We start from the raw sequence: 23,653 nt of genomic DNA, 5'->3' as shown, positions 1-23,653 counted from the left end.
TTCACATTAGTTAGTCGTGTACGGGAACTGGCTAATATTACCCTTTGGCGTCTTGACCTGGAGCGTAAACGAGCCGGCGGCGCAGGCGGCGTCGGCTTTGTTCGGCTTGATGGACAGGAAGTGATAGGTACCGCCGGCCCCATTAGTCGAGGCAACATTGTCCGGCGAAATCAGCGACACGGTGACGTTGCTGCCCGGGATGGCCGACAAGGTCGTCCCGTACGGCATCGGGTTGTTGTTCCTGTCGGCCAGGCGCACGGCGAGCAGTCCATCGCCGCAGGTGCCGGCGGTGCCTGGCAGAGTGATCGCCGATGGATTGTTGCCATCGCTGAGGGTCCAGTCACGGCAGCTGTTGCCCGAGCAGACCTGGCGCGTCGCATCGGCGTAGGAACCGCTGAACACCACTTCCGCCGTACCGTAGATGTAGTTCATGCCCCACTTGCCGTTACCGGTAGCCGAATAGCTCGGATGGCCAAAGGGGAACGGCAGGTCGCCGGCGCTGCCGTCGTAGCTGCGATCGAAGTTGGTGTCGAGGAAGGCGTCGCCCTGGTCGACGAAGGGCTCGCCGCCGGAGAGACAGGTGTCCACCAGCGGACGGTAGGCAACCGGGTTGCTGGCGTCGCCCGCGGTCCAGTTGGTGCAGCTGTACTGGCCGTCGCCGTTGGTGTCGGTGAAAGTCTCCACGCCCTGGACGTAGGCCAGCACGGTGACGCGGCCGTTGGCCGGGCGGAAGTTCTGGCTGCGCAGGTCGACCGAGCAGGCGCCGTCGACCGTGGTGCAGGCGCCGCGCGCCGAGCTGCCGACGGCGCCGCCTTCGGTCACGAAGTTGACGGCGGTGTTGTCGGAGACCGGGTTGCCATACTGGTCGGCCAGCATGACGGTGACCGAGGTCCTTTCGTTGTCGTAGCTGTCGCCTTCGATGTTGTAGCGGGCCACACTCATCGACAGCGATTTCTGGATCGGCAGGCCGGTCGACACGGTCAGCGCGTCCGACAGGCCGGTGATGTTCACGCCGTTGCGGCGGGCGCTGGCGATCACGCGCACCGGCGTCGGAATGGTGCCCGACGAAACGGTGGCGGTGACGTTGCCGGTTGCGTCGGTGGTGGCGCGCAGCGGGGTGACCGTCAGGCCGCCGGTATTCGTGGTGGCGCTGAAGTCGACGTCGACGCCGGCCAGGCCATTGCCCTGCTGGTCGACCACGCGGAAGTTCAGCTGGGCCGATTCCGAGCGGCCTTCGCCGCCCGAGCCCTTGAGCACGATCGAGGTGCCGGCCAGGCTGGAACCCGAGAACTGGATGGCGCCGATGTTGGCGGCACCGACATCGATGCCGATGGTCTGGCTCGAGCTGCCCATCGTGGCGGTAATGGTATCGCGGCCGCGCACGCAGCCGTTGTTGGTGTAGGTCGCCAGCTGCACGCCGTCGCTGATCGCGCCCTGTACCAGGGTGGCGGTGCCGTCGGTCACGCATTGCGAGTTCAGGACCAGGCCCGCCGCGGTATCGGCAGGCTGGCCATTGCTGGTGACGGGAATCTTCAGCGCCACGGCGTTAAAAGCCGGCAGCGGGCCGGTCGGCGCCGGCGAGAAGGACATCGTGCCCAGCGTCAGCGGCGCCGCGCCGATGGCGATGTTCACGCCGTTGGTACCGGTCTTGCCTTCCACGACCGCGGTGGCGCTGATGCCGACCGCGCCCGCTGTGTTGTAGCTGGCAGGCTTCACGCTGACCGTGGCCACGCCCTTCGAGTCGGTCAGGTCGAGCCGGTTCCAGGGGTGAAGACCACCATGTTGGACGAAGCCGTGGCGAATTCGACGATGGTATTGGCCGCAGGCTGGCCGCTCGGCGACACGACGGTCGCACGCAGGGTGGCGCTCTGGCCACCGGCCAGGCTGCTGATGGGATTGCCGGAACCGTCGACCATCGTCACCGCGACCTTGGTCTCGCTGACGACAGGCGTGGTGGGGGTGGTGCCCGTGCCCGTGCCGGGATTGGTCGGGGGTGACGCCCGACTTCGGCGGCACGGCGCCAGGATCGCCACCGCCGCCGCCGCAGGCGCTCAGCACTGCGGCGGCGATCAGGGTCAGGACCGCCACGCGTGAGGCGGAAGAGATGCGGGTGGATGACTGCAACATGGTTGTTCCTATTCTTTGTCGGCTAAAAAAATGCCGGCACGTCGACAGGACGCGCCGGCATGGTCTGGTCTGGAGGAGCCTCGCTGGCGTGACCGCTCAGCGGCTCGTCGTCGCGCGGTCGGCAGCGATCTTCGGCGTGATGAAGATGAGCAGCTCGGTCTTCGTGTTTTCGCGCGCCTGGGTCTTGAAGAGGTAGCCCACCACCGGGATGTCGCCCAGCAGCGGCACCTTCGATTCGCTGTTGCGCTCGGCCTGCTGGTAGATACCGCCGAGCACCACGGTGCCGCCGTTTTCGACCATCACCTTCGTCTTCACGTGCTGGGTGTTGATCGCCGGGCCGGCGCGCGTTTCTTCACCCTTCGAGTCCTTGTTGACGTCCACTTCCAGCACGACGTTGCCGTCCGGGGTGATCTGCGGCGTCACTTCCAGGCGCAGGTTGGCTTTCTTGAACTGGATCGAGGTCGCGCCGCTCGAGGAGGCCACCTGGTACGGCAGTTCGATACCCTGCTCGATCACGGCCACCATCTTGTCTTCGGTGATCACGCGCGGGCTGGAGATGATCTTGCCCTTGCCGTCGGCTTCCAGCGCCGACAGTTCCAGGTTCAGGAAGCGGTTGTCGGCCGAGGAGAACAGCGAGAACGCGATGCTCGTCGGCGACAGGCCGTTGATCGCCGCGGCGGGCAGGTTCACCATCGTGGTATTGGTGTAGGCGTCGCCCTTGTCCGGGGTCTGCAGCGTGTCCTGGCCAATGCCGACCAGGTTGCCGCCGATCGCGACGCGGTTGTTGCCGCCGATGCCGAAGCCCTGGTCGCCGCCGCGCAGGGCGCGCATGTCGTTGAAGCCGATCTTGGCGCCCAGGTTACGCGAGAAGCCGTCGTTCGCTTCGACCAGGCGCGCTTCGATCAGCACCTGCCTGGAGGCGACGTCGGTCTTCTGGATCAGCAGGCGGATGTCCTCGATCTTCGAGACGATGTCGGTCACGAACAGCTGGTTGGTGCGCGGATCGATGATGGCGCTGCCGCGCTTGGACAGCACGCGGTTGCGGTCACTGCCGGTGGCGCCGCCATTCGCATCCAGGCCGAACACGGTACGGAAGGCTTCCGCCTTCTGGTAGTTCAGCTGGAAGATTTCGGTTTTCAGCGGCTCGAGGTCGGAGATCTGCGCGCGCTGCTCCAGTTCCAGCTTTTCCTTGGTCAGCAGTTCGTCCTTCGGCGCGATCCACAGCACGGTGCCGTTCTTGCGCATGTCCAGGCCCTTCGACTGCAGGATGACGTCGAGCGCCTGGTCCCAGGGCACGTCCTTCAGGCGCAGGGTCAGGTTGCCGGCGACGGAATCGCTGGCGATGATGTTCAGGCCCGAGATGTCGGCCACCGCCTGCAGCGCGGCGCGCACTTCAATGTTCTGGAAGTCGAAGCTGATCTTCTCGCCGCGGTAGCCCTGCGGGCCCGTGGACAGCTTGTTCGGGTCTTCCTTGACCGGACGCACGGCCACCACCAGCTGGGTATCGCTCTGGTAGACCGACTGTTCCCACAGGCCTTGCGCTTCGATGATCATGCGCGTGTTGGCGCCCTGGCTGCTGGTCGTCACGCGGGTCACCGGCGTGCCGAAGTCGGTCACGTCGAGGCGGCGGCGCAGCGTTTCCGGCAGGCCGGTATTCATGAAGTCGACCTGGACCCGGTTGCCGAGCTGGCGCACGTCGACCGCGACCTGGTTGTGCGGCAGGTCGACGACGACACGGCCTTCGCCCTGGCCGCCGCGGCGGAAGTCGAGGTTGCGCAGGTTGGATGACGGCAGTCCGACCGCGGCGCGGTTGCTTGCGACGGCCTGCGCCGGCACGGCCGGTCCACCGCTGGCGCCCTCGACCGTCACGACGACCGACTTGCCCTCGATGGCGGTCTTGTAGCCCGTCGGACGCTTCAGGTTCATCACCAGGCGCGTGCGTTCACCGGCCTGCACCACGTTCACGCCGCGCACTTCGCCGAGGTTGATCTCCTTCGAGCTGGAGCCGGTGGCATTGCTGGTGGCGCCGAAATCGAGCGCGATGCGCGCCGGGTTGGTGATCGCAAAGCCGAGCGGCAGCTTCGCTGGTGGATTCTTCATGGCGATGTTGACCACCACGTTGCTACCCTGCTGGTTGGCCGTGATCGCCTCGATCGCGTTTTCCTGCGCACGCGCACCGGCGCCCAGCGCCAGCAGCAGCGGCAGCAGCACAAGGCGCGCGCCTTTGATTCCAAATACGGTCATTTACCCGACTCCTTACTTTCCTGCAGCTCCAGCTTCGATATCCGTTCGACCCAATCGCCGGCGGCGTCCTGTACCATTTCCCTGATCTCGACCGCCACCGGCGTCACGCGGGTGACCTGGCCGAAGTTCTGGCCCAGGCGCTGGCCGGCGCGTACGCGATACACGCTGCGCTCGATCTGCACCAGGGCAAATGAAACCCCGCCCTTCTCCATCATGCCGACCATGCGCATGGTGTCGAGCGGGTAGTTCTCCAGCACTTCGCGCGGCCGGTTCAGGTCCGGCTGCAGCGGATCGTGCTTTTCCTGGCCGACTCCGCCCGGCCCGGCCAGCTTGGCGGGATTGAAGGGGTCGACCGTCCCGGCCTGGTTGTAGGCGTAGGGAACAAATTCCTTCGACGCCGGCAGCGGCTTGACGGCCGGCTTGGTCTGCGCCTTGGTTTCTTCCATCCAGCTGCGCACTTCGCGCACGTCGCTGTCGCCGCACCCGGCCAGCAGCAGGCCGGACAGCGCCAGCAGCGCTCCGTTCATCTTCTTCATGAGGCGCTCCCCGCGTCTTTCGTGCCCTTCTTGTCCTTCTTGTCCTTCTTCGCCTTCAGGCGCGCGGCCTTCTGCGAAGCCAGTTCCTCGGCGTCGAGGTAGCGGAAGGTCTTGGCGGTCGCTTCCAGGGTCAGGATGTCCTTCTCGGTCTTCACCTTCATGTTGTTGAGGGTGACGATGCGCGGCAGGTGGGCCATGTCGGCGGCGAAGGCACCGAGGTCGTGGTAGCTGCCGGTGAGCTTGATCGCGATCGGCAGCTCGGCGTAGTAATCGCGCACGACGACCTGGTCGGGGCGGAACAGTTCGAACTGCAGGCCGCGGCCGACGCCGGCCTGGTTGATGTCCGACAGCAGCGCGGCCATCTCGGCCTTGCTCGGCAACTGCTTCTCGAGGCGCTCGACCGACTGGTCGACCTGCAGCTTCTGGGCTTGCAGGGCTTCGAGGTTGACGGCCTGGGTGATCTTGCTGCGGTATTCCTCGCGCAGGGTCGCTTCCTGGGTGGCCAGCCTTTCCTGGTCCTCGAACTGGCCGCTCCAGTACGCGAAGTAGCCAACCACGACCGCCCCTGCCAGCACGCCGGCGGCGCACAGCAGGCGCGGCGCCAGCGGCCACTGGCCGGGCTGGCGCCCCTGCAGGCCCGGAATTGCGCCGACAGGTCGGCAAAAGCCTGGTTCAGGTCGATGTTCATGGTTTGCTTCCTTCCGTGGCGGCGCCGGATTTCTTGCTACCCGGCGGGCTTTCCGCGTCCTCGGCCTCGCGGGCGCGCTTGACGGCCACCGCCAGCTTGAACTCGACGGCCTTGCGGGCGATCTTGTTCTGGGTCAGCGTGGCCGCCTTCACCTCGTTCAGTTCGGGACGCTCGAGCCAGGGCGAATTGCCCGACAGGTTGCGCAGCAGTTCGGCCACGCGTTCCTGCGACTGGGCATAGCCGGTGATCGCCACGCGCTGGCCATCCTGGGTGAATTCCTTCAGGTACACGCCTTCCGGCGTCTGGCGCACCAGTTCGTCGAACAGGTAGACCGGCTGGTTGCGGTCGCCCTGCAGGTCCTCGACCGCCTGCTGGCGGGCCTTGAGGGCCTCGATCTCTTCCTTCAGGTTGGCGATGTCCTTGATCTTCTTGTCGAGGGCAGCGTTTTCCTGGCGCAGCACGGCATTGCGCTGTTCCTGGATGGCGATGCGGCCGGCATTCCAGCCGCCGACCAGCAGGACCACCGCGGCGCCGAGCAGGCCGCCGAGTACCAGCATGGCGACGAAGGCCGCCTGCTTCTGTTTGCGTTTCGCTTCCCGGTGCGGGAGCAGGTTAATCCGGATCATCAGCCAAACCTCCGCAGGGCCAGCCCGCAGGCGACCAGATAGGCAGGCCCCTCGCTGCGCAGCTGTTGCTCGCGCAGTCCGGGTGCCAGCAGCATGCCTTCGAACGGCGTCACGATGGCAGTCGGGATGCGCGTGCGTCCGCTGATCAGTTCGACGAGGCCGGGCAACTGGGCGCTGCCGCCGGCGAGCCAGATCTGGTCGATGCGCGTGTAGGGAGTCGACGTGAAGAAGAACTGGATCGCGCGCGTCACTTCCAGCGCGGCCGTCTCCAGGAAAGGCGTGAGCAGGTCGGCATGGAAGTTTTCCGGCAGGTCGCCCGACTTCTTGCGCGCCTCGGCGTCCTCGTAGCTCATGCCGTACGAACGGACGATGTCCTGGGTCAGCGTATTGCCGCCGAAAGGCTGCTCTTTTTCGTAGACGGTGTCGCCATCCTGCAGCATCGACACATGGGTCATGGTCGCGCCGATCTGGAACAGGGCGACGATCTTTTCCTTGCCGCCCGGCGTCGCGCGCTCGAGGGCGGCACGCGCGGCGTAGGATTCGATGTCCATCACGGTGGCCGTCAGGCCGGCGGCCTCGGCGATCGCGACGCGGTCCTCGACCTTTTCGCGGCGCGCGGCGGCCAGCATCACTTCCATGTCCTCGGGCGAATTCGGGGCCGGTCCGACGACGTCGAAGTCCAGGCTCACCTCGTCCAGGGCGAATGGAATGTACTGGCTGGCTTCGGACTCGACCTGGATCTCCAGCTGGTCTTCGGCCATGCCGGCGGGCAGGATGATTTTCTTGGTAATGACGGCAGCGGGCGGCATGCCCAGCGCGACGTTACGGGCACGGGTGCCGCTTTTCTTCCAGATGCGGCGCACGGCCTCGGCCACCTGGTCGAAATTTTCGATGTTGCCGTCGACGACAGCGCCGCGCGGCAGCGCCTCGAACGCATGGCGCTCGACGCGCAGCACACCCTTGCCGGCGTCCGCCAGCTCGACCAGGCGCAGGCCCGACGTGCTGATGTCGAGGCCCGCCAGCGGCGGACTCGACTTCCCGAACAAGGAAGCTAGATTGATCACGAGCGTACTCCTCAGCTGCTGTCTGCCCCTGGCAGACTTATTTTTTTCAACGCCCGCGTGGGGGAATGTCTTTTAAAAAGCGCTTACTTAGTGCACATATATGAGGCACCGCTTTAAATGCTATCGACAATAATGCGCCGCGACAAGATATTTCTATCTTGGAACATTACAATCCGGCGCCCATACGACATTCTGATATGCGCTTGTACATACCCGTTGTCATCCGCACCACAAAATGCGCACGGATGAGTCCGCGCCGCGGCGGAAGAGCGCCTGACAAAACTGTCAGCGCAAGGCGCAGCGACGAAGACAGTACGACTGTACGGCAAGGAGCTGCAACGCAGCGATGACGGTTTTGTCAGGCGCTCCAAGGCGTGCCTTATAATGAGGCGGCTCAACACTGTGAACCCCAGCATGAAATCTTCCCAATCATCGAATTCTCCGGCCCCGAACAAATACAGCCCGAAACGGCTCATCCTGATGGCGCTGGCCGCGCTGGCCGGCCTGGCCCTGGTCGGCGTGCTGCTGGTCGTGTTCGCACTGGCGATGGCCTACCCGAACCTGCCGGCGCTCGACACCATCACCGACTACCGCCCCAAGATGCCGCTGCGGATCTTCACGGCCGATAACGTCCTCATCGGCGAGTTCGGCGAGGAACGCAGGACCCTGGTGCGCTTCAAGGACATCCCCGACGTCATGAAGAAAGCGGTGCTGTCGATCGAGGACGACCGCTTCTACCAGCACGGCGGCGTCGATTACTGGGGCGTGCTGCGCGCGGCCCTGCACAACGCCACTGGCGGCTCGCGCCAGGGCGCTTCCACCATCACCCAGCAGGTGGCGCGCAACTTCTTCCTCTCGTCCGAACAGACCCTGAAACGCAAGGCGTATGAGGCGCTGCTGGCCTGGAAGATCGAGAAGAACCTGAGCAAGGACCAGATCCTCGAGGTCTACATGAACCAGATCTACCTGGGCCAGCGCGCCTTCGGCTTCCAGTCGGCCGCCCAGATCTATTTCGGCAAGGATTTACGAGACATCACGGTGGCCGAAGCGGCCATGCTGGCCGGCCTGCCGAAAGCGCCGTCGGCCTACAACCCGGTGGTCAACCCGACGCGCGCCCGCACCCGCCAGCAGTACATCCTGCAGCGCATGCATTCGCTCGGCTACATCACCGACGCGCAGTTCGAGACCGCGAAGAACGAGGAACTGAAGATCAAGTCCGACAGCACCGCCTTTGGCGTGCACGCGGAATACGTGGCCGAGATGGCGCGCCAGCTGGTGTATGAACAGTTCAAGGAAGACACCTACACGCGCGGCCTGAACGTGTTCACCACGATCACCAAGGCGGACCAGGACGCGGCCTACCTCGCGGTGCGCCGCGGCGTGATGGACTACGAGCGGCGCCACCCCTACCGCGGCCCGGAGTCGTATATCGACATCCCGAAGGACAAGACCGAAGCCGACGAGGCCATCGAAGCGGAACTGGCCGAAAAGCCCGACAGCGACGACATCGTGGCCGCCGTCGTGCTGTCGGCCTCGCCGACCGCCGTGACGGCGGTGCTGGCCTCGGGCGAAGAGATCAAGATCAGCGGCCCGGGCCTGTCGTTCGCATCAAACTGGTTGTCGAGCAAGGCGGCGCCGAACCGCCGCATCCGCCGCGGCGCCCTGATCCGCGTCACCCAGGAAGGCGGCGCCGCCTGGAAGATCACGCAGATGCCGGAAGTGGAATCGGCCTTCGTGTCGGCCAATACCGAGGATGGCGCGATCCGCGCGCTGGTCGGCGGCTTCGACTACAACCGGAATAAATTCAACCACGTGACCCAGGCCTGGCGCCAGCCGGGTTCCTCGTTCAAGCCCTTCATTTATTCCGCTTCGCTCGAGCGCGGCCTGTCGCCCTCGACCCTGGTCAACGACGCGCCGATCTCCTTCGACGCCGGCCAGACCGGGGGCCAGGCCTGGGAACCGAAGAACTACGACGCGAAATACGAAGGCCCGATGACGATGCGCCGCGGCCTGACCAAATCCAAAAACATGGTCTCGATCCGCATCCTGAACCGCATCGGCGCGCGCTACGGCCAGGAATACGCGACGCGCTTCGGCTTCGACGCTGAGAAGAACCCGCCCTACCTCACCCTGGCCCTGGGCGCGGGCGCGACCACGCCGCTGCAGATGGCGGGGGCCTACGCCGTATTCGCCAACGGCGGCTACCGCATCAGCCCCTACCTGATCTCGAAGGTGACGGACAGCTCGGGCAAGGTGCTGTCGGAAGCGCGGCCCGAACGCGCCGGCGTCGACGCCAACCGCGTCATCGATGCACGCAACGCCTGGCTGATGGACAGCATGCTCAAGGACGTGGCGCGCTACGGCACCGCGGCCAAGGCCTCGCAGGTGCTCAAGCGTCCTGACATCGCCGGCAAGACCGGCACCACCAACGACTCGATCGACGCCTGGTTCGCCGGCTACCAGCCGAAGGTGGTGGGCATTGCCTGGATGGGCTACGACCAGCCCAAGAACCTGGGCAACAAGGAAACCGGCGGCGGCCTGGCACTGCCGATCTGGATCGGCTACATGCAGACCGTGCTCAAGGGCATGCCGGTCGAGGAACGCCCGGCGCCGCCGGGGCTGATCCTGGCCAATGGCGAGTACTACTACACCGAGAACCCGCCAGGCACCGGGGTGACCTCGCTCGACGTCGGCACGACGCCGCCGCCGGCGCAGCAGAAGGCGCAGGACGCGGTGAGGAATGAGTTGTTCTAAAGGGTGGGGTGAAAGGATATTTCACTGGCGGCACCTAGTTGAAATATCCTTTCATGGTTGACGCCACCGTAGGGTGGGCTCTTGAGCCCACGCGGGATGGCGTTCGCAAGTGGCACGAAATATTTTCGGAAGGTACCGCTGCGCCCAGGAAGCGCGCTTCGTCCAAGGTCTCGACATGCCGGGTACCGCGTGGGCACGGAGTGCCCACCCTACGTTTCTACCCTACCGCACGCGCACCGTACCCGGTTCGTCTCCGGGCAGCGGTGTTTACCCCAGCTTCACCGGCGCCCCGCCCTGCTGCGTGGCCACTTCCGACAGCGCCGTAAAAAACTCGGTGTTGTCGCGCGTGTTGCGCCACTCGTCGCCGACGCGCTTGTAGTGGTAGCCGCCGGCGCGGGCCGCCATCCACATTTCCTGCAGCGGCGCCTGGCTGTTGACGATGATCTTGGTTCCGTTGTCGATGAACTCGATCTCCAGCACGTTGCCGTTGCGCTTGCACTCGACGTCGACGACGTCCTGGTCGTTCAGGTTGTCGAAACAGGTTTCGATACGGTCCAGCGTCTCTTTGGCCAGCGCCAAAAATTCGGAATCGGTCATGCTACACTCCAAGGTCTTAATCAAACCGTGATTCTAATCGTGAAGTCACCCATCGCGCTTTCCTTCGCCTCCGCGCTCGCCCTCGTTCTCGCAGGCTGCGGCCAGACCGGCCCGCTGTACATGCCGAAGCCGCCTGCCCGCGCCGGTGCGCCGACGCCGCCTGCGGCGCAGACCCCGGCACCGGCGCCCGCCAAGCCTGTCACGCCGAATCCCGTCCCCGCCTCGACCCAATAAGATCCATGTCGCATTTCTCGTACCAAGACGGCGTCCTGCACGCCGAACGCACTCCCCTTGTCCGCCATTGCCGATGCGTTCGGCACGCCGACCTATGTCTACGCGAAGTCGGCGCTGCTGCGGAACTTCGCGGCCTACGCCGATGCCTGCGCCGGCCGCGACGCCCTGGTCTGCTATGCGATGAAGGCGAATTCGAACCTGGCGATCCTCGACCTGCTGGCGCGCGCAGGCGCCGGCTTCGACATCGTCTCGGGCGGCGAACTGCAGCGCGTGCTGGCCGTCGGCGGCGACCCGCAGAAAGTGATCTTCTCTGGCGTCGGCAAGACGGTGCCCGAAATGCAGCTGGCCCTCGAACACGACATCCTGTGCTTCAACGTCGAATCGATTCCCGAACTGCACCGCCTCGACGAAGTGGCCGGCAGCATGGGCAAGCGCGCGCGCGTGTCGCTGCGCGTGAACCCGAACGTCGATGCCAAGACCCACCCCTACATCGCCACCGGCCTGAAGGCGAACAAGTTCGGCGTGGCCTTCGACGATGCGCTGGCCACCTACCGCACAGCCGCCAGCCTGCCCCACCTCGACGTGGTCGGCATCGACTGCCACATCGGCTCGCAGCTGCTCGACGATGCGCCCCTGCTCGAAGCGCTGGACAAGCTGATCGAGCTGATCGATACGCTCGATGGCGAAGGCATCCACTTGCACCACCTCGACATCGGCGGCGGCATCGGCGTCGACTACGGCGCGGCTGGCGACAAGCCGCCGGTGCCGGTGGGCGACTATCTCGCGCGCCTGTTCGCCCGCATCGACGCCTGGCGCGCCGAACGCCATGCAGGCCGCCCGATCAAGGTCATCTTCGAGCCGGGCCGTTCGATCGTCGCCAACACCGGCGTGCTGCTGACCCGCGTCGAATTCATCAAGCCGGGCGTGGAAAAGAACTTCTGCATCATCGACGCCGCCATGAACGACATGATGCGCCCGACCCTGTATGGCGCCTGGATGGACATGAAGCCGGTCACCGCACGCGCGGGCGAAACGGCCGTCTATGACATCGTCGGCCCCGTGTGCGAGTCGGGCGACTGGCTGGCGCGCGAGCGCGAACTGGCGGTGCAGCCGGGCGACCTGCTGGCGATGATGAGCGCCGGTGCCTATGGCATGACGATGGCATCGAACTACAACACGCGCGGCCGTCCGGCCGAGATCATGGTCGATGGCGACCAGGTCCACGTGATTCGCCAGCGTGAAAATCCGGCGGAGCTGTTCGCACGCGAGACGACGCTGAAATAGGACGCCTCCCGTCTGGACGAAAAAAAGCCGCGCCCTTCTTCAGGGACGCGGCTTTTTTGTTCTTCGAACCCGCTTAATTGTTCAGCAGGACCTGGGCAATGATCCCGGTGGCGATCGCGGCCAGCACGTAGTCGTTACCGGCGCGGACCCAATGGTGGCCATAAGGCGGCGCGCTGAGGCGGCGGGCGCGCCAGTCGCTGACGACGTAGCGGTCGCTGCGGTATTCCTGGCTCAGGCGCTCGCCGCGGCGGAAGTCATGGCGGGAACCGCCACGGTAGTCGTCGCGATCATAGCGGCGCGCGTCGTTGTCGCGGCGGCCGTCATGGCGGTCATAACGGTCATCGTGACGGTTATAGCTGTTGTCATGGCGGTCGTAGCGGTTGTCATGCCTTTGCTCGGTCCGGCCGTTGCGGTCGTGGTCGTAACGATCATTGCCATAGTCACCGCGCTGGGCAAACGCGCTGCCGCTGGCAGCCATGCTCAAGGCGATCAGTGCGGATGCGATCAGTTTGGTTTTCATTTGTCGTTCCTTTCGATGTACGCTGGACTGCGTCAGTGAAGCCATTACACCGCGAATCGGACCGGGCAGGTGAACCAAACCGGTAAGGAAAGTGACCAAACGTTTCAGAGGGTAAATACAACTCGACCATACTGAAAAGACCGGTCGACAACGCTTGGTAGAATGATAAGATGCTCCAGTTCAACAACCCGGAGCATCGTTCATGCAGCCAGCGGCTTCTTCAGGCACCCTGCCGACAACGGAATCCCCCATTCCGCGACGCATTGCCTTCCTGCGCCTGGGCATCGGCCTGCTCCAGGGTATCGCGCTCTACCTGCTCTACCTGGTAGGCGCCTACGATGTCTGGCCGGCCATCGAACCCCTGCTGTACGCGCCGATGCTGCTGGTGGCCCTGTTTTGTCCGCTGCTGCTGGTGAGCGGCCTCGGCCAGTTGACGCGGCGCCAGGCGCTGCTGTGGGTCGCGGGCGCCGCCGTCGCGGTCGCCGGCCTGGCGCTGTACGATATCTGGCGCAGGGGCAGCCAGCTGGATTTCGAACGCAATCCGCACGTGGCCATGCCCTCGCCGGCACTCTGGGGGATGCTGGTTGTCGGCCTGTTCATCGCGCATGCGCTGGTGCTGTCCGGCGCGCGCGACCGCCGCCGCATCGCCAGCTACGCCACCTATTTCGACATCGCCTGGAAGCTGGGCGTGCAACTGGCCTTCAGCGGCCTTTTCGTCGGCATCACCTGGCTGGCACTACAGCTCGGCGCCGAGCTCTTCAAGCTGGTGAAGCTCACCTTCTTCGCGGAACTGATCCGGGAACCCTGGTTCTCGATTCCGGTAACGTCCTTCGCCTATGCCTGCGCCCTCCACCTGACCGACGTGCGCCCTGCCATCGTGCAGGGCATCCGCGGCCTGCTGTTGATGCTGGCCTCGTGGATCCTGCCGGTGCTGACGGTATTCGTCGGCGCCTTCCTGCTCAGCCTGCCGTTCACGGGACTGGCGCCGCTGTGGGCGACGCGCCAGGCCGCCACCGTGCTGCTGCTCGCCGCGGCCGCCCTCGTCGTCCTGATCAATGCGGCCTGGCAGAACGGCAGCGCCCCGGTCGCGCGTCCCGTACGCCTCAGCGCACGCGTGGCGGCCCTGCTGCTGGCGCCGGTGGTGGCCATTGCGGTCTACGCGCTGGCGCTGCGCGTGGGCGACTACGGCTGGACGCACGACCGCATCGTCGCCGCCGCCTGCACGCTGGTGGCGCTCTGCTACGCGCTCGGCTATGGCGCGGCGGCCCTGCGCCGCGGCTGGTTGAATGGGCTGGCGCCAGTCAACGTCGCCACTGCCTTCGTCGTGCTCGGCGTGATGCTGGCGCTGTTTTCGCCGCTGCTCGACCCGGCGCGGCTGTCGGTGAACGACCAGATGGCGCGGCTGCAAGCGGGACGGATCACGCTCGAGAAATTCGACTTTGCCTACCTGCGCTTCGACGGCAAGCGTTTTGGTAACGCGGCTTTGGACCAGCTCGAAGCGCGGGCCGGCAACTACCCGGGAAGCAGGGTGCGCGAGCGGATCGCGGCCGTGCGCAAGATGCAGCACGCTTGGGACAAAAAAGAGCTGGCGCCGGTGGGCGATGTGATCGCCGCGAACCTGCATCCCCGTCCGCAGGGCATGCGCCTGCCGGACAGTTTCCTGCATACCGACTGGACGACGCTGCCGGGCTATCCGTTTCCGCCGAACTGCCTGAGCAAGGCAGGCGAGCCTTGCGAGGTCTACCAGCTCGACGTGAGCGGCGACGGCAAGGCGGAAATCCTGGTGGTCGGCAGCGCCGAGAAGCGCACGCTGGTGTTCGGCGAACAGGAAGCGGGCAAGTGGCGCGTCATCGGCAGCACGGGCAACGAGCGCGAATGTATTCCCGATGCGCAGGCCGCCGGGGAGTTGCCGCGCGCCGTGCCGCCGCGCCTGTCGGACATCGCCTTTGCCGGCAAGCGCCTGCGGCTGATCCCTGTCGTGGACAGCGACACCACCTGCAACGTCGATTAGAAGCTCAGGCGCGCGCCCCCGTGCGCGCCTTGCCGCGGCTCCACAACACGCGCAGTCCCAGCAGCAGCGCGACGATCCCCGCGAACAGCATCGGCTGCGCCAGGTTGTTCTTGGCCGCCTTCATCCACCAGTAATGCAGCACCGCCAGCGGCGCGACCAGGTAGATCAGGCGGTGCAGCCATTGCCAGCGCTTGCCGCCCAGCCGGCGGATCATGCCGTTCGTGCTCGTGGCCGCCAGCGGAATCAGCAGCACGAAGGCGGTGAAACCGACCAGGATGAAGGGCCGCTTGCCGACGTCGCGCAGCATGGCGCCCACGTCGAAGAAATGATCGAACCAGAAAAAAGCAATGAAATGCAGCAGCGCGTAGAAAAACGCGAACAGGCCGAGCATGCGCCGCAGTTTAATTAACCAGTTCCAGCCGGTCAGGCGCCGCAACGGCGTCACCGCCAGCGTGATGGTCAACAGGTACAGGGCCCAGTCGCCCGTCTCGTGGGTGATGAATTCGAGCGGATCGACCGGCACCTGCCGGAACACGAGCCAGGCGATGCGAATGAAGGGCAGCAGCGCCGCGACGAAGAGGAGCGTCTTGATGAGCGAGAGCTGCTTCGGGGCTGGAGCGAACGCCACGGTTAGAAGAACTTTTTCAGGTCCATGCCGGCGTACAGCGAGGCGACCTCGGGATAGCCGTTGAACATCAGGGTGTCGCGTTTCTTCTTGAAGAAGCCGTCTTCGCCGATGCGGCGCTCGGTGGCCTGCGACCAGCGCGGGTGGTCCACCTTCGGGTTCACGTTCGAGTAGAAACCGTATTCGGAGGGCGCCGACACGTTCCAGGCCGTCTTCGGCTGCTCGCGTGTAAAACGGATGCGTACGATCGACTTGGCGGACTTGAAGCCGTATTTCCAGGGCAGGACCACGCGCACCGGCGCACCGTTCTGGTTCGGCAGCACCTGGCCGTACATGCCGACGGTGAGCAGCGCCAGCGGATGCATGGCTTCGTCCAGGCGCAGGCCTTCCACATACGGCCAGTCGAGCACGCCGGAGCGCAGGCCCGGCATCTGGCGGCTGTCGGCCAGGGTCGTGAATTCGACGAATTTGGCGTTGCCGTTCGGTTCCACGTGGCGGATCAAATTCGACAGCGAATAGCCGACCCAGGGAATCACCATCGACCAGCCCTCTACGCAGCGCAGCCGGTAGACGCGCTCTTCCAGCGGCGCGAGCTTGGTCAGGCTATCGATGTCGAGGCGCAGCGGCTTTTTCACTTCGCCTTCGATGGCCACCGTCCAGGGCCGCGTTTTCAGGGTGTGGGCGTTCTCGGCCGGGTCGCTCTTGTCGAGGCCGAACTCATAGAAATTGTTGTAGCCCGTCGCATCCTTGAAGGCGGTGCGCGGCTCGGTGGTCGACATGCTTGGGTTGGCGCGGGCGGCGAGCTTCTGGCCAGGCGCCGTCTGGGCGAAGGCTTCGCGGTTGGCCATTTCCCAGAGCGCGCTGCCGACGGCGGCGCCGGCCGCCATTTTCGCGATGAAGCGGCGCCGCTCTTCGTACACGGCGCGCGGCGTGATCTCGGAAGACGACGGCGGATTGAGGCCGTCGCGGGAGGATTTGATGAGCATCGCTAACTCCAGGCAATTGAATCCTGACTGTACACGATTTCGTCAAATCGCTTTGCCACGATGGATGTTCGTAGCGTGGGCGGGTCCCCCGCCCACGCGTTCAACGAACGATGGCACACCCTCGCCGGCTTACAGTTCCCCGTACGAATGCAACCCCGACAAAAACATATTCACGCCCAGGAAGGCAAAGGTCGTCACCAGCAAACCCACCACCGCCCACCAGGCCGCCATCCGCCCGCGCAGGCCCGCCATCAGGCGCATGTGCAGCCAGGCCGCGTAGTTCAGCCAGACGATCAGCGCCCAGGTTTCCTTCGGATCCCACGACCAGTAGCCGCCCCAGGCCTCGGCCGCCCACAGCGCGCCGAGCACGGTGGCGACGGTGAAGAAGGCGAAACCGACGGAAATGGCCTTGTACATGACGTCGTCGAGCACTTCGAGGCTTGGTAAGCGGTCGGCCAGGATGCCATGCGATTTCAGCAGGTAGGCGGTGCCGACCATCGCGGCCAGCGCGAAGGTGCCGTAGCCGATGAAATTGGCCGGCACGTGGATCTTCATCCACCAGCTCTGCAGGGCGGGCACCAACGGCTGGATCGTCGCGGCGTCGCGGGAGACGGTATACCAGAGCAGGAAGCCCACCGCCGCGGCGATGATCAAGAGGACGAAGGCGCCCAGTTGCCGGGTGGCATAGCGGTCTTCGTAGTACAGGTAGAACAGGGCCGTGATCATCGCGAACAGGATGAACACCTCGTACAAATTGGACACCGGGATGTGGCCGACGTCGGCACCGACCAGGTAGGACTCGAACCAGCGCACCATCATGCCGGTAAAGCCCAGCACCACGGCAGCCCAGCACAGGCGCGAACCGAGCACGGCACCGGAGGGCGAACGGCTCAGGAGCCCAATCCAGTAGAACACGGTCGAGAACACGAACAAGGCGCTCATCCACAGGATGGCGGACTGGCTCGACAGCATGTATTTCAGGAAGAAGCGCCCGTCGGCCGCTGCCAGGTTGCCGTCGTACAGCCCGATCGCCCACAGCGACAGCAGCGCGATCAGGGGAATCAGCCAGCGCACCGGCTTCCAGTGCCAGCCCAGCGCGGCAAAGGTGGGCGCGGCCAGCAGCAGGATGGCGCGCTCGTAGATGTCCATGAAGCCGGCGTAGCGGTTCAATGCGAACAGGGCGGCGGCCAGCAGCGCGGCGCCATAGACCCAGTCGAAGGCTGTGAGGCGGCGGAAATAGCCCGGCGCTTGGGTGTAGGTGACGGGCGTTTTCAGGTGGGATGCTTCCATCGTTGTCTCCAGTGCCTGTATCTTGTGCAACTTGTTCAGATTACGCCGATTGCGGCAATGTGGTGGCCAGTTCGGCGAACTCTTTTTCGAAATCGAGTGTCTTGCGCTGGGTGCTCATGGCGAACAGCGCATGCGCCCTGCCCGCGTCGCCCCGTACCCAGATCCAGATGCGGCGGTCGCGGATGTAAAACATCGCGAAGATGCCGGCAATCAGCAGCGCGCAGCCGAGGTAGACGATTTTCTTGCCCGGCGAGCGCGTCACCTGCAGCACCGAAGCTTTCACTTCGTTGAATTCGTCGAGCTGCAGGTAGACCGGGGCGCCGTAGAAGAAGCTGTCCGACAGGGTATTGGTCGCCAGTTGCAGGAAGCGGCCATGCTGTTCGCTCGGTTCGATCGGCGCCAGCCCCGCTTGCGCGCGGGCAGCCTGCCACAATTCCCACAGCACGCCGTTCAGCATCTTCATGACCACGCCCGTCGCCTTTTCCTGCTCGGCCTGCGGGATCTTTTCCAGGAACTGGGCCACGGCGACGAAACCGCCCGGCGTGCCCTCGCCGGCGAACATGCCCAGCGTACGCGCAGCCGACTGCTCGAGCTGCCCGGCAAAGCCCGCGGCCTGGCCGGGCGCCAGTGCACGGGCGGCATAGCTGCGCGCCGCCTGCGCGCGCAGGGCGGGGTCGTGCAGGGCGGCGCGCAGGCGCATCCATTCGCGCACGCTGTATTCGTCGTCGGCGGGAATGCGCAGGAAGCGGAATTCCTCGGCCGGGCTGGATCGCACGCCGGCCAGGTAGACCTGCACGCCATCGAGCGTCACCGGCTGCATGTAGTTCAGGAATTCTCGCGCCTGCCCGGTCTGGTCGCGCAGCTTGTACTGCACGCTCGGACCCACATTCTTCAGGTCCTTGTTGGCGCTGTTCTTGGCTGCCGAACCGGAGGCCTTGCCCAGCGTCGCGGCGAACTGCTCGTTGAAGGATTTACCGGTCGCGACCGCGCGCACGTCGTTGCCGGCCGCGGTGTTCTCGACATTGAAGGGGCGGAAGCCCGACCACTCGACCGAGAAGGTGGCGCCGCCCGCTTTCAGTTCCGTGCTGCCGTTGACTTCGCCGGCGATGGTAAAAGCCTTCGCGTCGGCGCCCGCCATCGGGAAGCCCGTCAGCTTCAGTTTGCTGCCACCATCCTCGAAGCTCGACTGGTAGACGGCCACGCCCTTGTAGATCAGCGGCTGGTTGACCTTGATCGTCGCCGGGAAGGTGGTGTTCGCTTCGCGGTCGTGCACGATGACGTCGCTGGCGAACAGTTTCGGCATGCCGGTCGAGTAGAAATCGATGTGGAATTTCTTCAGTTCGATCTCGAAGGGCAGTTCCTGCAGCAACGAGCCGCCCGACTGCGCGATCGTGGCGATGCGGCCGACCTGCCCTTCGGCCAGCAGGATATTGCCGCGGTAGGTCGGGTTCGACACGCTCAGGCGGTGCTGCTCGGGAATCTGGGCGATCAGGCCGCCACCACTGTACGGAGTCTTGCCGTATATCCATTGCTGCAAGCGGATGGGCAATTCGGAATCGAGCATGCCGCCCAGCAGGATGACGATGATGGCCGTGTGCGCGAAGATGTAGCCGAACTTGTTGCCGGCGCCTTTTTTCGCCGCCACCAGCGTGCCCGTGTCCTTCTCGATGATCTTCACCGCATAGCCGGCATGCTGCAGGCGCGCCGCACTCTGCGCCGCCAGCGCGGCCGGGGCCAGGTCCGCGTGCCACTCGCTCTTGTGGTGAAAATTGCGCAGCGAGTCTTCGCGTACGCTCTCGCGCCAGCTGCGCATGTCGCGCATCATCTTCGGCGCATTGCGCACGACGCAGAGCGTGGTCGAGACGATCAGGACCAGCAGGATGAGGAGGAACCACCAGCTGGTATAGACGGTATAGATGCCGAACTTGCGGAACACCTCGTACCAGAAGGGACCGAACTGGTTGACGTAGTTCGGCATGATGTCGCTCTGGCGCACCACGGTGCCGATGATGGCGGCAATCGACACCAGCACCAGCAGGCTGATGGCAAAGCGCATCGACGACACCAGCTCGACGGCCTCGGCCAATGCGCCGCGGCGCGACTTCAGTTCAATTCCGGTGGTGCTCATTGTTCTACCAAACTTCCTCTTGCGGCACGGTTCGCCGCGAGCTTACAGCAAAAAGGGCGCCAGCTTGCGCTGCCGCCCTTCCCTCACAGTTCTGTCCGACTCGAAGCGCCTGGCAAATCAGCGCAGGCCGGCGATATAGTCGGCCACCGCCTTCATCTCCGCTTCCGACATGCGCTGCGACAGCGCCGTCATCTGCGGGCTGTTGTTGCGGGTGCCGTTCTTGAACGAGACCAGCTGGGCCAGCGTGTAGTCCTGCTGCTGGCCGGCCAGGCGCGGATACTGCACCGGGATGCCGGCACCGGCGGCGCCGTGGCAGCTGGCGCAGGCAGCAACGCCTTTCTCGGCAATGCCGCCGCGATAGATCTTGCGGCCCAGTTCGACCGTGTCCTTGTTCTTGGCGGCGCCCGGTTTGGTTTTCTGGGTAGCGAGGTAGGCGGCGATGTTGCGCTTTTCTTCCTCGGTGAGCATCTTGGCGTAGGTGGTCATGACCGGGTGCTGGCGGTTCGGCGTGGTGAAGTCGACCAGCTGCTTGTGGGTGTAGGCTTCGATCTGCGACGACAGTTTCGGATTGACGGCAATGCTCGAATTGCCGTTGGCGCCGTGGCAGGATACGCAGGCCGGCAGGCCTCTAACGTTGTCGCCGCCGTCGTACAGGGTGGCGCCCTTGGCGGCGTCGGGCTTGGCGGCAGCCGGGGCGGCGGCGTGCTGTGCCTGGGCAGCGCCGGCGAACGCCAGGCTTGCAACCAACAACGATTTCACGAACACCGCAGCAGCGGACGATACAGACACACGATTCATTCGAGCACCCTGAAAAAGTCGACAACAGATTGTAAAGAACTAAAGCGGCCCCCACCGACAGCGTAACGGGGCCTCGAGCAACCGTAGCGAGCGGAAGGAGTGGTGTCCGAGAAGCGCAGCTGTACGAGGAGTACAGCCGGTCCGCCGTTGCGGAGCATCGCAGGACGCCAATCCGACGCGCAGTAGGTTGATCGAGGTCCAACCACCAACCCCTTATTGTACAATAGCTTTGTTTTTTCATTGCTTCAATTCATTGCCTTTTTCACCTCTCCCCATGTCCAAACTCTGGCAAGCCCGCTTCTTCACGACCGTCAACCAGCTGCGCGATCTCCCCAACACCGTGGTGCCCGAGATCGCCTTCGCCGGCCGTTCCAACGCGGGCAAGTCGACCGCGATTAACATCCTGACCAACCAGAAGGGCCTGGCATTCGCCTCCAAGACCCCTGGCCGTACCCAGCACATCAACTATTTCTCGATCGGCGGCGCCCACGTCGGCCAGCACCGCAAGGATCCGACCATCGTCGAGGAAATCCGCGCCCTGCTGGTGGACTTGCCGGGTTATGGCTATGCGGAAGTGTCGGGCAATGCCAAGCTGCACTGGCAAAAGCTGCTGGGCGACTACGTCCAGCGGCGCGAGCAGCTCGCTGCCCTGGTGCTGATCATGGACTCGCGCCGTCCCTTCACCGACCTCGACGTGCAGATGCTCGAATGGTTCGCCCCCACCGGCAAGCCGATCCACTGCATCCTCACCAAGGCCGATAAGCTCAACCGCAACGAGCAGGCCAACGTGCTGCGCGAGGCGAAAGGCGTGCTGGAAAGCTATGTCGACGAGGATGGCGAAGGCTTCCCGTTCACGGTGCAGCTGTTCTCGGCCCTGAAGCGCATCGGCATCGAGGAAGCGGACGCCAAGATCCAGGAATTGATTGGACTGGACCGCGACGAGGTCGACGAGGCCGATGCGCAGGACGAAGGCGACGCCGCCCCAGCCCCCGACCAACCCTGACGAAAGCGAGCACGATGTCTTCCATCATTACCGGCCAGTATCCGAACACCCGCATGCGCCGCATGCGCCGCGATCCGTTCTCGCGCGCCCTGATGCGCGAAAACACCGTCACGGCATCGGACCTGATCTACCCCGTCTTCATCCTCGACGGCGAGAACCAGCGCCAGCAGGTGGCGTCGATGCCGGGCGTGGAGCGCGTGTCGGTCGACCTCCTGCTGAAGGTGGCCGAGGAATGCGTGGCATTGGGCATTCCGGTGCTGGCGCTGTTCCCGGTGATCGATGCGTCGCTGAAAACCTATGATGGCGTGGAAGCGACCAATCCGGACGGGCTGGTGCCGCGGGCTGTGCGCGCGCTGAAAAAGCATTTCCCGGAACTGGGCATCCTGACCGACGTCGCGCTCGATCCCTACACCACCCACGGCCAGGACGGCCTGCCCGACGAAACCGGTTATATCGTCAACGAAAAGACGATCGCCATGCTGACGCGCCAGGCACTGGCCCAGGCCGAAGCCGGTGTCGACGTCGTCGCGCCCTCGGACATGATGGACGGGCGCATGGGCGTGATCCGCTCCGCCCTGGAAGAACGCGGCTTCATCCACACGCGCCTGATGGCCTATTCAGCCAAATACGCGTCTGCCTTCTACGGCCCCTTCCGCGACGCCGTCGGTTCGGCCGCCAACCTCGGCAAGGCCGACAAGAACACCTACCAGATGGACCCGGCCAACAGCGATGAAGCCCTGCGCGAAGTGGCGCTCGACATCGCCGAAGGTGCGGACATGGTGATGGTCAAACCAGGCATGCCCTATCTCGACATCGTGCGCCGCGTAAAAGACGAATTCAAGGTGCCGACCTTTGCCTACCAGGTCAGCGGCGAGTACGCGATGATCAAGGCCGCCGCGCAGAACGGCTGGTTAGATCACGACAAGGTCATGATGGAATCGATGATGGCCTTCAAACGCGCCGGCGCCGATGGCGTGCTGACCTATTTTGCGCTGGACGTGGCGAGGAAGCTGAAGGCAGGCGGGTAAGCGGTGGCCGGCGAATGGGTACCGGTGCTGGTGGGCGTTGCTATTGCAGCAGTTGGCGCGGCCGGCCTGTACAGGTACCGCGGGTCGGCCAGCTGGCCGCAAGTAGCGGGAACGGTCGTCGAAGTGGCGGTGGTGAAGACCCGGGGCGACATCGGCAGCAGCCAGAACGCGGTCTTCTACTACCCTGTCCTGCATTACCGATACGTCGTCGACGGTAAAGTCTACCGGGGCAAGAGCAGCCTCGGTTCCGGGGTGTCCAGCCGCGCCAATGCCGCTGAGTCCGGCAGCGGATACAGTTCCGGCCAGCGGCTCCCTGTCGCCTTCAACCCGCGTAATCCGCATCGCAGCACCATCCGCCCCGGCGCCCATCGCTGGCTCTGGCTGGTGGTGATCTTCGGACTGGGCTTTATTGCGCTGCCGTTCTGGCTGGTGCAGCGATAAAATAGAAGCCGTGCCGGGGCAGGGTTTCCGGTCGCGTCGCTTCCAATCTGGGCCGCCCCCTATGCCGCCCGGTCGACGCAGAAATTGACTGCGATCTCATCCCAGCCAGGCATCTCGCGCCGCCACACGCGCGGGCTGCGCACGCCGTCGGCCGCGCGCAGGTAACACCTGAGAAGATCGGCGCCCGAGAACTCCATCCGGTTCGGGGCATCCCCCATTGCCGCGACGAGTGCTACCGGCGGGCGGATGTGCAGGAAGGCGACGGCGTGGGGCAAGGAAGAGCCGAATACCGTGAATGCCCACCCGCTCTTCTGTGCGCACAGGTGCCTGATCGGCACAGCCGCGACGTGCTGGTAACGGACGTGCTCCGTCGTCAGCGTTACGACCTCGTCGGCAGTGAGCACGGCCCAGTGCGCCCCGTCCGGTCCCAGTTTCATGCTCGGATCTTGCAGCGTCCCGCCAGTGAAGGTGCAGACTTTTTTGCCGGGGCCGCGCTGGCCCACGGGGCCGTTCAGTATGTAGGTAGGCATCTCGCTTCCAGTGTGACAGCAGGTGATCGTACCGGACGGTATGTACTGGAAAGACTACCGGAAGTTTCGTCAATACAGAAAGCAAATTTCTCCTGCGTAAGGCGCTGTTGCAAGTGCGCCCATATGGCAGGGAGGCCGG

The 23,653-nt window shown here is 64.8% G+C and carries 21 protein-coding genes and 1 pseudogene; 7 read left to right on the top strand and 15 right to left on the bottom strand.

Going from position 1 to position 23,653, the window contains the following annotated elements:
* Positions 1-6: 6 nt before the first annotated feature.
* The 7 genes from G4G28_RS02605 to G4G28_RS02575 all read right to left on the bottom strand — a co-directional run bounded on the left by G4G28_RS02605 (position 7) and on the right by G4G28_RS02575 (position 7,285).
* The gene (locus G4G28_RS02605) at positions 7-1,731 is read right to left on the bottom strand and encodes an Ig-like domain-containing protein (protein WP_183107995.1); all 1,725 of its coding nucleotides are present in this window, start codon (positions 1,729-1,731) and stop codon (positions 7-9) included.
* Positions 1,732-1,745: 14 nt separating this feature from the next.
* Complete coding sequence (locus tag G4G28_RS02600) at positions 1,746-2,033, bottom strand: hypothetical protein (protein ID WP_183107994.1); 288 nt, start codon at positions 2,031-2,033, stop codon at positions 1,746-1,748.
* Between the two features lie 190 nt (positions 2,034-2,223).
* Positions 2,224-4,371, bottom strand: coding sequence for a type IV pilus secretin PilQ (gene pilQ / locus G4G28_RS02595; protein WP_182990738.1), 2,148 nt, complete (start codon positions 4,369-4,371; stop codon positions 2,224-2,226).
* On the bottom strand, positions 4,368-4,907 hold the full coding sequence (locus tag G4G28_RS02590) for a pilus assembly protein PilP (RefSeq protein WP_182990737.1): 540 nt from the start codon (positions 4,905-4,907) through the stop codon (positions 4,368-4,370). Before G4G28_RS02590 ends, pilQ begins: the two co-directional genes overlap by 4 nt.
* On the bottom strand, positions 4,904-5,464 hold the full coding sequence (locus tag G4G28_RS02585) for a type 4a pilus biogenesis protein PilO (RefSeq protein ID WP_374011276.1): 561 nt from the start codon (positions 5,462-5,464) through the stop codon (positions 4,904-4,906). Before G4G28_RS02585 ends, G4G28_RS02590 begins: the two co-directional genes overlap by 4 nt.
* A gap of 127 nt (positions 5,465-5,591) precedes the next feature.
* Entirely contained in the window at positions 5,592-6,221 is a 630-nt protein-coding gene (locus G4G28_RS02580; protein ID WP_182990736.1) for a PilN domain-containing protein, read from the bottom strand.
* Entirely contained in the window at positions 6,221-7,285 is a 1,065-nt protein-coding gene (locus G4G28_RS02575) for a pilus assembly protein PilM (protein WP_182990735.1), read from the bottom strand. The genes G4G28_RS02580 and G4G28_RS02575 overlap by 1 nt, the downstream gene beginning before the upstream one ends.
* Positions 7,286-7,699: 414 nt before the next feature.
* Here G4G28_RS02575 and G4G28_RS02570 point away from each other — a divergent pair, with 414 nt between their 5' ends.
* Entirely contained in the window at positions 7,700-10,039 is a 2,340-nt protein-coding gene (locus G4G28_RS02570; RefSeq protein WP_182990734.1) for a penicillin-binding protein 1A, read from the top strand.
* A gap of 267 nt (positions 10,040-10,306) precedes the next feature.
* Here the strand turns inward: G4G28_RS02570 and cyaY are convergent, their stop codons facing one another.
* Complete coding sequence (gene cyaY, locus G4G28_RS02565; RefSeq protein ID WP_182990733.1) at positions 10,307-10,636, bottom strand: iron donor protein CyaY; 330 nt, start codon at positions 10,634-10,636, stop codon at positions 10,307-10,309.
* Between the two features lie 39 nt (positions 10,637-10,675).
* Here cyaY and G4G28_RS02560 point away from each other — a divergent pair, with 39 nt between their 5' ends.
* Together G4G28_RS02560 and lysA are read left to right on the top strand one after the other, a co-directional pair.
* Positions 10,676-10,870, top strand: coding sequence for a lipoprotein (locus G4G28_RS02560; protein WP_229507860.1), 195 nt, complete (start codon positions 10,676-10,678; stop codon positions 10,868-10,870).
* Positions 10,871-10,875: 5 nt separating this feature from the next.
* A pseudogene (gene lysA, locus G4G28_RS02555) lies at positions 10,876-12,154 on the top strand (diaminopimelate decarboxylase).
* Between the two features lie 73 nt (positions 12,155-12,227).
* Here the strand turns inward: lysA and G4G28_RS02550 are convergent.
* A complete protein-coding gene (locus G4G28_RS02550) occupies positions 12,228-12,674 on the bottom strand; it encodes an RcnB family protein (RefSeq protein WP_182990732.1) in 447 nt (148 codons plus the stop codon).
* Between the two features lie 202 nt (positions 12,675-12,876).
* Between G4G28_RS02550 and G4G28_RS02545 the strand changes: the two genes are divergently transcribed.
* Positions 12,877-14,685, top strand: a complete 1,809-nt coding sequence (locus G4G28_RS02545) for a DUF4153 domain-containing protein (RefSeq protein ID WP_183107993.1) — start codon at positions 12,877-12,879, stop codon at positions 14,683-14,685.
* A 4-nt stretch (positions 14,686-14,689) separates the two neighbouring features.
* Here the strand turns inward: G4G28_RS02545 and G4G28_RS02540 are convergent, their stop codons facing one another.
* The 5 genes from G4G28_RS02540 to G4G28_RS02520 all read right to left on the bottom strand — a co-directional run bounded on the left by G4G28_RS02540 (position 14,690) and on the right by G4G28_RS02520 (position 20,512).
* Positions 14,690-15,313, bottom strand: a complete 624-nt coding sequence (locus G4G28_RS02540; RefSeq protein ID WP_182990729.1) for a sulfite oxidase heme-binding subunit YedZ — start codon at positions 15,311-15,313, stop codon at positions 14,690-14,692.
* A gap of 2 nt (positions 15,314-15,315) precedes the next feature.
* On the bottom strand, positions 15,316-16,296 hold the full coding sequence (gene msrP / locus G4G28_RS02535) for a protein-methionine-sulfoxide reductase catalytic subunit MsrP (RefSeq protein ID WP_182990728.1): 981 nt from the start codon (positions 16,294-16,296) through the stop codon (positions 15,316-15,318).
* 129 nt (positions 16,297-16,425) lie between these two features.
* A complete protein-coding gene (ccsB, locus tag G4G28_RS02530) occupies positions 16,426-17,586 on the bottom strand; it encodes a c-type cytochrome biogenesis protein CcsB (RefSeq protein WP_182990727.1) in 1,161 nt (386 codons plus the stop codon).
* A 40-nt stretch (positions 17,587-17,626) separates the two neighbouring features.
* On the bottom strand, positions 17,627-19,714 hold the full coding sequence (locus G4G28_RS02525) for a cytochrome c biogenesis protein ResB (RefSeq protein WP_182990726.1): 2,088 nt from the start codon (positions 19,712-19,714) through the stop codon (positions 17,627-17,629).
* 117 nt (positions 19,715-19,831) lie between these two features.
* Positions 19,832-20,512: a cytochrome c gene (locus G4G28_RS02520; RefSeq protein ID WP_183107992.1), complete on the bottom strand. Its 681-nt coding sequence runs from the start codon at positions 20,510-20,512 to the stop codon at positions 19,832-19,834.
* 274 nt (positions 20,513-20,786) lie between these two features.
* On the opposite strand from G4G28_RS02520, the gene yihA reads away from it, so the two are divergent.
* The 3 genes from yihA to G4G28_RS02505 are packed head-to-tail and all read left to right on the top strand — an operon-like array spanning position 20,787 to position 22,984.
* A complete protein-coding gene (gene yihA, locus G4G28_RS02515) occupies positions 20,787-21,515 on the top strand; it encodes a ribosome biogenesis GTP-binding protein YihA/YsxC (RefSeq protein WP_182990724.1) in 729 nt (242 codons plus the stop codon).
* Between the two features lie 14 nt (positions 21,516-21,529).
* The gene (gene hemB / locus G4G28_RS02510) at positions 21,530-22,543 is read left to right on the top strand and encodes a porphobilinogen synthase (protein ID WP_182990723.1); all 1,014 of its coding nucleotides are present in this window, start codon (positions 21,530-21,532) and stop codon (positions 22,541-22,543) included.
* Between the two features lie 3 nt (positions 22,544-22,546).
* The gene (locus G4G28_RS02505) at positions 22,547-22,984 is read left to right on the top strand and encodes a DUF3592 domain-containing protein (RefSeq protein WP_182990722.1); all 438 of its coding nucleotides are present in this window, start codon (positions 22,547-22,549) and stop codon (positions 22,982-22,984) included.
* A 59-nt stretch (positions 22,985-23,043) separates the two neighbouring features.
* Here G4G28_RS02505 and G4G28_RS02500 read toward each other — a convergent pair whose 3' ends face one another.
* Complete coding sequence (locus tag G4G28_RS02500; protein ID WP_182990721.1) at positions 23,044-23,514, bottom strand: hypothetical protein; 471 nt, start codon at positions 23,512-23,514, stop codon at positions 23,044-23,046.
* Between the last annotated feature and the right edge of the window lie 139 nt (positions 23,515-23,653).

Source organism: Massilia sp. Dwa41.01b (assembly GCF_014171775.1).
Lineage (GTDB): Bacteria > Pseudomonadota > Gammaproteobacteria > Burkholderiales > Burkholderiaceae_D > Telluria.
Note: the sequence above shows the minus strand (reverse complement) of the source record. Positions and strands in the feature narration are given on the sequence as shown.